This is a genomic window from Priestia sp. D51 (genome assembly GCF_053345675.1).
Genome location: NZ_JBLTIR010000001.1, coordinates 73,407 through 85,881 on the forward strand (window position 1 = coordinate 73,407; position 12,475 = coordinate 85,881).

The window sequence follows — 12,475 nt, forward strand, 5'->3', positions numbered from 1 at the left end:
ATGAATCTTTTTTATAATAAAGAAGGTATCGGCGATACGTTAATCGTCAAGCTAGAAGATATTGCAATTGAAAATCGCACGTTTGAAACAAAAAGCGACGTTGTGCGTATCTTTGATCAAAAATCAAATACAACGGCTGGCTATAACATCTTTCATGCTTCTTCTAAGTTAAAAGTAGAGGGAAATGGTTCTCTTGAATTAACAGAAGAAATGGTGGAAGAAGTAAATCGTGTACTTAGCGAAAGCGGTTTTGAAGGTAAACTTGAAGTGGATTTATCTCCTAAGTTTGTAGTTGGATATGTTCAAGAAAAAGAAAAGCATCCAAATGCAGATAAGCTAAACATCTGTAAAGTAGATGTTGGCACAGAAACACTTCAAATTGTATGTGGAGCACCAAATGTAGACGCAGGTCAAAAAGTCGTCGTAGCAAAAGTAGGAGCGGTTATGCCAAGCGGTATGATCATTAAAGATGCAGAGCTGCGCGGTGTACCTTCTTCAGGCATGATTTGCTCTGCTAAAGAGCTGGCGCTTCCGAACGCTCCTCAAGAAAAAGGGATTTTAGTACTTGAAGACAAATATGAAGTAGGTCAGCCTTTTCAAGCATAAAAGCAGAGTGTGATACTAATTTATAGGGCAAAAGCAGGATGTTTTTTTACACGTATATTTCAAAGCGTTACAGTTGCTGAAAAGCAATTGTCAATTCTTAAAAAGGTTTGATAAAATTAAAAGCCACTAGTATAGACTAGTGGCTTTTTTCGCGTTTAATTATGAGTGCTAATTAAACATGAAAAAATATTTTTGCAAAGAGGAATTTTACTGTATAAATAAGGGAAGCAAAATAGTAGATTTTATAGTAAGAGTTCAAGCATACGTGATAGAATGATAAATGAAAAGATAGTATATATATCCATCTCAGAGAATACTTTGAGGCCAAAGGTAAATAAAGGATGCATGGATAGCTTTTTGTAGATGTCGCAGCACTGCGATATAAGAGGCTAAACGAAGTAAGATAGTCTGATAGAAAGAGTGATAAAAATGGGTTTTGTACGAAAAGTAATGGATTATTTACTAGGATACGAAGTGAAAGAAATCGTTGTAGACGAACATGGAAATACAACGGAAGAATACCCTTTAAATAGAGAAAAAACAATTCCTAAAAAGAAGGCTACTAAGCCTAAACAAATGCAGTCAGTTCATCAAAAGCCAGTGATGAAAGCAGCGCCAAAACCTTCTGTTCCACACTCGGCCAGAACGCAAAAGCGGAATTACAGTGAAGAGCAGCAAGATGTTCATACAAAAGTAGCTTATCAATACCCAAAAGGAACGTTTCGTTTCCCTTTAATTGATGATACGGGAGAAGCAAAAAAGGCAGCAGCTCCTAAAAATGAACCAAGGCCTGTAGCAAAAAAGGCACCGGCTCCGTTTTATCAAGAGCCTGTTCGCAAGTCGGCGCTAACGCAGCCTAAGTCAGTATCTCAGCCGTTAAAAGCGGTATCTGAAAAGAAAGAAGCGATTCCGCAAGTAAGAAAACGTCCGTTCCGTCCGACTGAAATCCCTTCACCTGTTTATGGGTTTAATAAGCGGCCTTCTAATGTTGTACAAAACGGAAGTGAGGAAGTAGTAGAATATGAGCTTCCGAGTACACAGTTATCAAAAGCAGCGTTTGAAGATGAAATTTACCGACGAGCGATGAATACGTCTGTTGTAGAGCCGTTAAGAAAACCAGTTTCTAAGCCTATAGCGGAAGAAGCACAGATTCAAGAAACGGAAGAAATGATGCAACTGTCTTCTCAGCGTTTTGCTCAGTGGAAGCAATATGAGGAAAATCAAAAAGAGAAGATATCATTTCCTGAAGAAAAGCCAAGTTCTTCAGTAGCCGTAAAAGAACAGGAAGAGGTTCCAACTTTTGAAGAATCACATGCGGTCGAACCGTTAGTGGCAAAAGAGAAAGCTACCGACTGGGATTTGGCGGAAGAAACAGCAGTAGCTGAAGAGGCTCCAATTTCAAAGGAAACGCCTCCGTTTGAATCATCCGTTTCTTTCCAACAAGAGATCGGAAATGAAGCTGAAGAGGCAGAAGCAGAAACGTTGATGGAAGAAAGCCCAGCGTTTTTACAAGCAGAAGAAGTAGAAGCACTAAAGCCTAGAAAGAGAGAAGAAGTTCCAGCCGCTGAAAAAGAAAGTCACGTCATTCTAGAAGAGCCAACAAACAGTGTTCATGTTGAAGCAGAACATAAGCTGAATTCTGAAAGTTTACATCCATCGCAACCCGCAGCTGATGAATGGCAACCAGAAGCGGTATCCGCTGTTGTGCACCGAGAGCTTGAAAATTCAGTGATAAAAGAGGAAGAGAGCAGGATGCAAGAAAGTCAAGAGTTACAAGGACAAGTACAGCAAGAGTCAGCTGTAGAACCTCTTGTACCTGCAGAACAGCCAGGGAATGCTGAACGAGCTCGCGGTAAGCGATTAGTGCCTTTTAACGTGATGATGCTGAAAAAAGACCGCACAAAGATGGATAACAGCGCTCGAGAAAAAAGTCAGCCGTCCCAAGGTTCATACCAAACGCCGAAGGCAGAAGCTCTGCAAAAAAAAACGGAAGTAAGTAGGCAAGAAGAAGTTCACGGTGAAAAAACCGAAGAAGCGGTTCCGCAGGCTTCATTAAAATCTGAAGAACCTGTAAATGTAAAAGCTTCTTCTCCTTATACATTTCCTGGAATGAACTTGCTTAACATTCCTCCAGCTGCTATTGAAGAAGATAATCAATGGGCGGATGAGCAGCGTGAGCTTTTGGATATGACATTAAAAAACTTTAACGTTCGAGCTAAGGTCGTAAACGTCACGCAAGGTCCTACCGTAACCAGATTTGAAGTACATCCTGAACCCGGTGTGAAAGTGAACAAAATTACGAATTTAACAGATGATATTAAACTGAGCCTAGCCGCGCGTGATATTCGAATTGAAGCGCCAATTCCAGGGAAAAATACGATTGGAATTGAAGTGCCAAATCGTCAAAGTAAGCCGGTGTTAATTCGCGAAATTTTGAGGCATCCTTCTTTTAGAAAAGATAACTCTCCTTTAACGGTGGCGTTAGGGTTAGATATTTCAGGAACGCCGGTTGTGACTGACTTGAACAAAATGCCTCACGGTTTAATTGCTGGAGCGACGGGGTCTGGTAAAAGTGTGTGTATTAATACCATTATCGTCAGCTTGCTTTATAAAGCTGCGCCACACGAAGTCAAGCTTATGTTAATTGACCCTAAAATGGTTGAGCTAGCTCCTTACAACGGCATTCCGCATTTAGTCAGCCCGGTTATCACGGATGCGAAAGCAGCTACTACAGCTTTAAAGTGGGCAGTAGAGGAAATGGAGCGCCGTTACGAACTGTTTGCACATGCGGGCGTACGTGATATTACAAAATACAACGAACGTGTAAAAGAACATAATGAAAAAAGCGGGGAGCTGCCGTATCTAGTTATTATTATTGATGAACTTGCCGACTTGATGATGGTATCTCCAGGGGAAGTAGAGGAAGCTATTTGCCGTATTGCACAAAAGGCAAGAGCGTGTGGCATTCACTTATTGCTTGCAACGCAGCGTCCTTCCGTAGATGTTATTACAGGCTTAATTAAAGCAAATGTGCCAACGCGTATCGCATTTTCTGTTTCTTCGCAAGTTGATTCACGTACAATTATCGACACAGGAGGAGCAGAGAAGCTATTAGGTAAAGGTGATATGCTGCTTCTTGAAAACGGATCTTCTAAAAGCGTTCGAATTCAAGGGAACTTTGTTTCAGATGAAGAAATTGATCGCGTTGTAGATCATGTCAAAAAGCAAATGAAGCCAACATACTTATTTGATCAAGAAGATTTGTTGAAAAAGCAGCAAAGCTTTGCTTCAAATGAAGAAGATGAGCTTTTCTATGAAGCATGCGAGTTTGTGCTAGACCAAGGCGGTGCATCTACTTCCAGTCTGCAAAGACGCTTCAGAATGGGGTACAATCGCGCAGCGCGCCTAATTGATATGATGGAGCAGCAAGGAATTATTTCAGAAGCAAGAGGAAGCAAGCCGAGAGATGTACTCATTACCGAAAACGAGCTTCAGGAAATGGAAAGTCAAACAGCCACTTCTACATTTTAAGCTGTTTTTCTGCATGTAGGTTAAAAAAAGAGGCTATGCAAAATCAGCAGGATACAGCTTTATGTGAGCTAACGCTCTGTCACTGTATCCGCCGCCTCTTTTTTTCCTCCTTTAAGTTCGTTTATACAGAATTTGAGTAGGGATTTTGGAAGAAATCCATCAGGAAAAAAAGGAAAAGGTTTGTCAGAACTAGTAAAATGATTTACTATATGTAAGGATAATGTGTGTTTTGCTTTTTTAGCATGTGATAGTTTGCTATCATTTCTCACCAGCTGAAACATATGAGCTGAAGGCGTTTAAAGAGGACAAACCAAAATAATTAGAGTACGAGTGAAGAGTAATGACAGAAGAAAATCATGAACTGATTAACTTTAATGAAATTCGTGAACAAAAGCAGCTTCAGTCTGATAATGCTATTTGCGACTTTTACAATCAATATTTCTTTTTTGTGAACCGCTATACGAATATACGAGAAAAAGTGCGGGCTTCACATCTATTTAAAGAGTTAGTAAACTTGCCTCATGAGGCGGCTCTATCTGATTCCCATGAACAATTATTTTTTCAGTGGTTTGCATTTGAATATGTAACCATTCAGGGGAAAACCCTGCTGCAGCTGTTTTTAGCTGATCAGGCGAAGCAGAAAACAGAGTCGTTTTTAATTCAAGGAGCCTTTTTTTTGACGAGTGTACTAGAGCCAATTATTGTGTCTAAAGTACCTAATTCGTTTTTCTTAAAAGGATATACCCCATTGACAAATGAGCAGGTTATCATCAAAGATGTAAGAGGAAGATTTGCAAATTTAGAGGAACAACAAGTAATTTGGATTCGAAAAATAAAATCAATCGGATATGACGTGTTAATTGACTCTTTCTTTTTAGGACATAAACAACGCATTGAACAGTTAGTAACCCAATATAATGACAAAAAAAATGCAATGACATGGCGATCGTTTTTAAAACAGCAGGCTATATACTATGTGATGAAGCCAAAATAAAAGGCCGTTTCGCAATGGAAGAGAGTAGAAATGGAGTCATGGAGTTATGTTATAAGAAGTGATATAATGTACGAATGTTATCGTGAAATCAGCAATCAAACGACATTTATATACGTTTGTAAGAGCAATTCTAGATAACCGTCATATACTGTCTTACAGATAGACGAATGTTGGAGGTTCTTTATATGACAGTTTACCATTTTGTAGGTATTAAAGGAACAGGAATGAGTGCGCTTGCGCAAATCCTAAACGATATGGGCTTTCAAGTTCAAGGATCGGATATTGAAAAAGAAATTTTTACGCAAAAAGCACTAGAACAGCAGGGAATTCCTGTTTTACCATTTGATAAAAATAATATTAAAGACGGCATGACTGTAATTGCAGGAAATGCTTTTCCTGATACGCATGAAGAAATTGCAGAAGCAGCTTCAAAAGAAGGAGTCAAGCTTGTACGCTATCACCGTTTCTTAGGTGACTTTATGAAACAGTATACGAGTGTAGCCGTAACAGGAGCACACGGAAAAACATCCACAACGGGTATGTTAGCGCATGTGATTCAAGGAGCTGAACCTACTTCATATTTAATTGGAGACGGTACGGGTAAAGGTGTAAAAGACAGCAAGTATTTTGCGTTTGAGGCATGTGAGTATCGCCGCCACTTCTTATCTTATACGCCAGACTATGCAATTATGACGAATATTGATTTTGATCACCCTGATTATTTTGCCAATATCGATGATGTATTTAGCGCGTTCCAAGAGATGGCACTTCAAGTCAAAAAAGGAATTATTGCCTGTGGTGACGATGAACATCTTCAGCAAATTCAAGCGAAGGTACCTGTTCTTTATTACGGATTAGGCGAAGAAAATGATTTCCAAGCACGTAATATCGTAAAAAGCACAACAGGCACAACATTTGACGTGTTCGTTCGAAATACATTCCACGCATCATTTGAGATTCCAGGGTATGGCGACCATAACATCTTAAATGCACTTTCCGTTATTGCACTTTGTCATTATGAAGAAATTGACGTTGCTGTGCTGCAAGAGCGTTTTAAAACATATCAAGGTGTAAAGCGTCGTTTCAGCGAAAAGAACGTTGGCAAACAAGTGCTAATCGATGATTATGCACACCATCCAACGGAAATTAATGCAACGATTTCAGCTGCTCGTCAAAAGTATCCAAACCGTGAAGTTGTGGCTGTTTTCCAACCGCATACGTTTACGCGTACACAAACGTTCTTAGAGGACTTTGCAGCAAGCTTACAGCACGCTGATAAAGTATATCTATGTGACATTTTTGGATCAGCCCGTGAGCATCAAGGTAAATTATCAATTGAAGATCTACGAAGCAAAATCAGCGGAGCTGAATTAATTAATGAAGAAACAATTGAATCGTTAAAAGACCATAATGAAGCTGTATTAGTATTTATGGGTGCTGGAGACATTCAAAAGTTTGAAAAACTATATCAGCAGACCGTATCATAAAAAAAGGCACTCTCCTGAGTGCCTTTTTTTATTTCAAAACTCATTTCAAATTTTCAGGATTTAACGCTTTTAATTCTTCAATGACAAATAGCCCGTCTTTACGAATCAACACGTCATCGAAATAAATCTCACCGCCACCGTATTCTGGGCGCTGAATCATCACCATATCCCAGTGAATATTTGACTTGTTTCCATTATACGCATCTTCGTAGCACTCGCCAGGAGTGAAGTGGAAGCTTCCGTCAATTTTTTCATCAAATAAAATGTCTTGCATTGGATGTTGAATATACGGATTTACGCCAATCGCAAATTCGCCAACAAAACGTGCGCCTTCATCTGTATCAAAAATGCCGTTGATGCGTTCTGTATCATTAGCGGTTGCTTCAACAATCTTACCGTTTTTAAATGTTAAGGATACATTCTCAAACGTAAAGCCTTGATAGTTAGAAGGAGTGTTGTAAGAAATTGTTCCGTTTACAGAATCACGTACAGGAGCCGTGTATACTTCACCGTCCGGAATATTCATTTCTCCGGCACACTTCACTGCAGGAATATCTTTAATAGAGAACGTTAAGTCTGTATTCTCACCCGTTAAACGCACTTTGTCCGTACGGTTCATGAGCTCAACTAAAGCATCCATCGCTTTGCTCATTTTGCCATAGTCTAAGTTGCATACATCGAAATAAAAATCTTCAAATGCTTCTGTACTCATTTTAGCAAGCTGCGCCATTGAATCGTTTGGGTAGCGAAGAACGACCCATTTTGTTTTTGGAACGCGAATTTCTCTATGTACTTTTTTACCGATCGTATTCCCTTGGATTTTCATTTTATCTGCCGGAACATCTGATTGTTCAAAAATGTTTGAACCAGAACGTAAGCCAATATAAGCATCCATTTCTTTCATCACATTTGCTTCGAAGTCTGCCATCATATTGTACTGCTCTTCTTGTGCACCGTTTAAAAGAGCTCGGTCTACCGAATGATCTTTTAGCAGTACAAACGGGTAGCCACCAGCCTTGTACGCTTCATCTACAAGTGCTGTCACAAGCTCGCGCTGAAGTCCAAAGTTTTCGATTAATACTTTTTCTCCTTTTTGAAGGCGAACAGAATAATTAATTAAATTTTTAGCTAATGTTGCAATTCTAGGGTCTTTCATAAATAGTGCCTCCTTAAAATAACAATGATTGATGATTCACTTTCTATTGTACCCCACTGAGCTTATTTTGTTTGTTTTTATGCTTTAAAATCCTTTTTTTCTTTAGGAAGGGAAATAACTCATATATCGCGAAATAATGTAGCAATCTTCCCTTTTTATGAATAAATGCAGAGAGAATATGGTAAAGTTAAAGAGTCTATAGGGAATAGAAGGTTTAATTGTTTATAAAATTGGGAAAGTAGTTATAACAAGAGAGATAAAAATAGGAGGTGCCTTGCACAGATGGTTATTATTCTTTATTTAAGCGCTGCTATTGTTGCCATTGCGATTTTTTACCTGGTGGTTTCCGTGTCAAAAACATTGAAATCCGTTCAGCACACATTAAATTCAGTGGCAGGTACTTTAGACGGTGTAGAAAAGCAAATGACAGGAATCACAGCTGAAACAACTGCACTTTTACATAAGACTAATCTGTTAGCTGAAGATATTCAGCGTAAATCCGAAGCGCTGAACACAGTCGTGGATTCTGTTAAAGGCGTAGGTGACTCAATCCAAGACCTAAATAAGTCGATTAAAAGCGTATCATCAAGCGTTTCAGAGAAAGTAGAAGAAAATAAAGAAACTGTTGCTCAAGTCGTTCAATGGAGCAATGTTGCATTAGACGTATGGGAACGTATAAAATTAAGAAAACAGAAAAAAATTGACGCGGAGCCTGTACCTGTTGAAGTAAAAGAAAAAGCGGTTCAACGCTCACGCTCATTTTCATAAGGATGAACTTTAAAGGAGGAGACGCATATGTCAAACAAACCAAATAAACCAAACAACACTTCAAATAAAGGCTTTTTAGTAGGAACAGTGATTGGAGGAGTTGTAGGAGCTGCAACGGCATTATTACTTGCTCCAAAATCAGGTAAAGAGTTCCGTTCGGATTTAAATGAGCAGGCAGCTTACGTTCGTTTAAAAACAGAGCAAGCGAAAAACAGCGCTGTTGAAAAAGGACAAGGGTTTGCTCAAACGGCTAAAGAAAAAACGGCTGGTTTATCACAAACATTATCTGAGCAATCTTCACAAGTAGTGGACAAAGTAAAAAACTTCCGTAAAGTAGATCCTGAACACGAAGCATTACCTCCAACGAGCTTAGAAGTGCTTGCTGATGAAGTGGAGTCTCAAAGCAACGAAGACGTTCAACAGAAGCTAACAGAAGCTCAAAAAGCATTAGATGAAGTGGAAAGCACAGTGCCACGACCATAATAAAGAATCAAAAGCGTTTACCCTATAGGGTGAACGCTTTTTTTGTATGTAATTTAGGTTGGGTAACGGCAAGTAAATGTTAGTTTCATCAGAGGGATTTTAATTTAACAAGTTCTTTTCTTTCTATGCTGAAAATAACTTCACCTTATAAATAAATTCATTAGCATTATACATAAAGCTGAGCACTCTTTTTGTATGGAAACGGTCAAACCATGTAAACTTAAGAGTAAGTACAGAAAGGGTGAAAAAAATGAAAAAGATTTCAACAGTTGAAGAGTTCGAACAAGTTATTAAGGAAAACCATCGCTTTTTATTTTTAAAGCACAGCACGACGTGTCCAATTAGTGCAGCTGGTCATGAGGCATTTTCAGCGTTTGCTTCTAGTCATGAAGACATTCCTTCTTATTATCTTCATGTGCAAGATTCACGAGACGTATCCAACTATATTGCTGAAACGTATGAAGTGAAGCATGAATCACCTCAAGCGCTTCTGTTTGAAGATGGAAAAGTGAAGTGGCACGCTTCTCACTGGAACATTAACGAAGAAGAATTAGCGAAAAATGTAGCTCATTAATTGAAAGAGGCTGGTACAAAAGCAGTTTAGGTGAAGGAAGATCCGAACGATTAATCGTTCGGTTTTTTTTGTAAGCTGATTGCGGTTTCATCCACTTTTTCGTACAATAGATGTAGTTTAGCACATAAAAGCAGAGAAGCCCCTTACATATATCCTCCATCACCTATCATCTTGTGTAGTAACCCTGCTAAACGGATTTTTTAAAATCAGTGAAAGGGTGGACGTACATGACGAATTCAGATCTTCAGCATTTGCGATCTCAAATTGACGAAGTAAATATGAAACTGTTAAAGCTTATTAATGAGCGAGGCGAGCTTGTTCAAGAAATAGGAAAATTAAAAGGAATGCAGTCAACCAAACGGTTTGACCCTGTTCGTGAACGAGCAATGCTTGATGCGATTTTAAGCAAGAATGAAGGACCGTTTCAAACATCTACGCTTCAACATATTTTCAAAGAGATTTTCAAAGCTCATTTAGAGCTTCAAGAAGATGATCATCGTAAAGCACTTCTTGTATCCCGTAAAAAGAAGCCGGAAAATACAATCGTTACGGTAAAAGGAGAAACAATTGGTGACGGACTTCAGCGTTTTGTAGCAGGACCTTGTTCCGTTGAAAGCTATGAGCAAGTAGCAGCCGTAGCAAAAGCCGTAAAGCAGCAGGGTGTGGGGATGCTTAGAGGCGGAGCCTACAAGCCAAGAACATCTCCTTATGATTTTCAAGGCCTTGGCTTAGAAGGACTGCAAATTTTAAAAAGAGTAGCTGACGAATATGATTTAGCCGTTATTAGTGAAATTGTCGACCCCGCTGATATTGAAACAGCTGTAGAATACGTAGATGTGATTCAAATTGGTGCTCGTAATATGCAAAATTTTGAGCTGTTAAAAGAAGCGGGTGCGGTGAAGAAGCCTGTCTTATTAAAGCGGGGCTTAGCCGCTACGATTGATGAGTTTATTAATGCTGCTGAATACATTGTATCAAAAGGAAATGATCAGCTGATTTTGTGTGAACGAGGAATTCGTACGTATGAGCGAGCAACGCGAAATACGCTGGATATTTCAGCCGTTCCCATTTTAAAACAAGAAACTCATTTACCTGTTTTAGTCGACGTCACGCATTCAACAGGAAGACGAGATTTGCTTGTTCCAACGGCTAAAGCGGCTCTTGCCATTGGTGCGGATGGAATTATGGCAGAAGTTCATCCAGATCCGGCGGTAGCACTTTCTGACTCAGCTCAGCAAATGGATATTCCGCAATTTACAGAATTTATGAAGCAGCTAAAACCTATATGTAACTTAAATTTATAAAAAAACGTAAAAAAGAAAAATTCGTATACTTTTATGACAAGTTTGAGGCACTTAATGGTTTCAAGCTTGTTTGCCTTTCGTTATAATAAAGATAAGCGAAATTATCACGTATTTTGAAAACAATCGATAACTTTTGTCAAAATAGGAAAGAATAAGTGCAAATCCAAAAAACAAGAATTTATGAAATTCTCGTGAAACTTGTCGGAAAAAGGCGGTAAATACGTTGCGGTGAAGCACATAGTATCGTATAGTAGTTACAGATATTCGCTATCATTCTGTGAGTGCATATGATATAAATTCGCGATTCACTTTTTTTATTTACTTACTATACACCGTCTTTTACATTGTTACATATAAACTGGTAAAATTGTCTTTGCACACGTAATAATAAGGGCATAACAGGAATGATTTAGATGCATACAGGGTATCTAAGCTGTATGTAAGAGTGAAGGAGCTAGAAATAGCCATTCTATAAAGGAAGATGGATTTATATACGTAAATACAAGAAATGAAATAAGGATAAAATAAACGAAATGTTTTTCGATAAGGAGTGTTTGTTGTGAACGTAACAATTTATGATGTAGCAAGGGAAGCAAGCGTGTCGATGGCAACGGTTTCTCGTGTGGTAAACGGAAATCCAAATGTAAAACCATCAACTAGAAAAAAAGTATTAGAAACAATTGAAAGACTAGGCTATCGTCCGAACGCAGTAGCGCGTGGATTAGCCAGTAAAAAAACAACGACAGTAGGAGTTATCATTCCTGATATTTCAAATATTTTCTATGCAGAGTTAGCGCGTGGAATCGAAGATATTGCAACAATGTACAAGTATAATATCATCTTAAGTAACTCCGACCAAAATCAAGATAAAGAACTTCATCTTTTAAATAACATGCTTGGTAAACAAGTAGACGGAATCATCTTCATGAGTGGGAATGTAACGGAAGAACACGTAGAAGAGTTAAAAAAATCACCGGTTCCAGTTGTACTTGCAGCATCAATCGAATCAACTAACCAAATCCCATCTGTAACTATTGATTATGAACAAGCAGCTTTTGATGCAGTGCAATCACTAATTGACAGCGGTCATAAAAATATTGCATTCGTTTCAGGTACGCTAGAAGAACCGATTAATCATGCGAAAAAAGTAAAAGGGTACAAGCGTGCTCTTACTGAAAGCGGATTGCCTGTACGCGATTCTTATATTGTAGAAGGAGACTACACGTACGATTCAGGTATTGAAGCAGTTGAAAAACTATTAGAAGAAGATGAAAAGCCAACTGCTATTTTCGTTGGAACGGATGAAATGGCATTAGGCGTTATTCACGGGGCACAAGATCGCGGGTTGAATGTACCAAACGATCTAGAAGTTATCGGTTTTGATAACACAAGACTTTCAACAATGGTTCGTCCTCAGTTAACATCTGTTGTACAGCCAATGTATGATATTGGTGCAGTAGCGATGCGTCTCTTAACGAAATACATGAACAAAGAAACGGTAGACAGCAGCATTGTACAGCTTCCTCACCGCATCGAGTTCAGACAATCAACAAAATAATACCTGTGAATGAA

10 protein-coding genes are annotated in these 12,475 nt (G+C 38.8%); 9 read left to right on the forward strand and 1 reads right to left on the reverse strand.

From position 1 onward, the window contains the following. The 4 genes from ytpR to murC all read left to right on the forward strand — a co-directional run bounded on the left by ytpR (nt 1) and on the right by murC (nt 6,618). Complete coding sequence (gene ytpR, locus ACNHOZ_RS00475; RefSeq protein ID WP_028411821.1) at nt 1–606, forward strand: YtpR family tRNA-binding protein; 606 nt, start codon at nt 1–3, stop codon at nt 604–606. 429 nt (nt 607–1,035) lie between these two features. Continuing rightward, entirely contained in the window at nt 1,036–4,137 is a 3,102-nt protein-coding gene (locus tag ACNHOZ_RS00480; RefSeq protein ID WP_048019683.1) for a DNA translocase FtsK, read from the forward strand. Between the two features lie 340 nt (nt 4,138–4,477). After that, nucleotides 4,478–5,131, forward strand: coding sequence for a hypothetical protein (locus ACNHOZ_RS00485; protein ID WP_028411819.1), 654 nt, complete (start codon nt 4,478–4,480; stop codon nt 5,129–5,131). A 185-nt stretch (nt 5,132–5,316) separates the two neighbouring features. Then, a complete protein-coding gene (gene murC / locus ACNHOZ_RS00490; protein WP_013059499.1) occupies nt 5,317–6,618 on the forward strand; it encodes a UDP-N-acetylmuramate--L-alanine ligase in 1,302 nt (433 codons plus the stop codon). A 40-nt stretch (nt 6,619–6,658) separates the two neighbouring features. On the opposite strand, the gene ACNHOZ_RS00495 is transcribed toward murC, so the two are convergent. Beyond that, the gene (locus ACNHOZ_RS00495; protein ID WP_028411818.1) at nt 6,659–7,774 is read right to left on the reverse strand and encodes an aminopeptidase; all 1,116 of its coding nucleotides are present in this window, start codon (nt 7,772–7,774) and stop codon (nt 6,659–6,661) included. A gap of 282 nt (nt 7,775–8,056) precedes the next feature. Between ACNHOZ_RS00495 and ACNHOZ_RS00500 the strand changes: the two genes are divergently transcribed. From ACNHOZ_RS00500 to ccpA, 5 genes are all read left to right on the forward strand, one after another. Next, a complete protein-coding gene (locus tag ACNHOZ_RS00500) occupies nt 8,057–8,542 on the forward strand; it encodes a DUF948 domain-containing protein (RefSeq protein WP_028411817.1) in 486 nt (161 codons plus the stop codon). 27 nt (nt 8,543–8,569) lie between these two features. Next, entirely contained in the window at nt 8,570–9,025 is a 456-nt protein-coding gene (locus ACNHOZ_RS00505) for a YtxH domain-containing protein (protein ID WP_013059496.1), read from the forward strand. Nucleotides 9,026–9,275: 250 nt separating this feature from the next. Further along, nucleotides 9,276–9,599 carry a bacillithiol system redox-active protein YtxJ gene (gene ytxJ / locus ACNHOZ_RS00510; protein WP_028411816.1) on the forward strand — a complete coding sequence of 108 codons (324 nt, stop codon included), beginning with the start codon at nt 9,276–9,278 and terminating at the stop codon, nt 9,597–9,599. A 227-nt stretch (nt 9,600–9,826) separates the two neighbouring features. Further along, the gene (locus ACNHOZ_RS00515; RefSeq protein WP_028411815.1) at nt 9,827–10,903 is read left to right on the forward strand and encodes a bifunctional 3-deoxy-7-phosphoheptulonate synthase/chorismate mutase; all 1,077 of its coding nucleotides are present in this window, start codon (nt 9,827–9,829) and stop codon (nt 10,901–10,903) included. Nucleotides 10,904–11,462: 559 nt separating this feature from the next. Beyond that, a complete protein-coding gene (gene ccpA / locus ACNHOZ_RS00520) occupies nt 11,463–12,461 on the forward strand; it encodes a catabolite control protein A (RefSeq protein WP_013059493.1) in 999 nt (332 codons plus the stop codon). Nucleotides 12,462–12,475 lie beyond the last annotated feature (14 nt).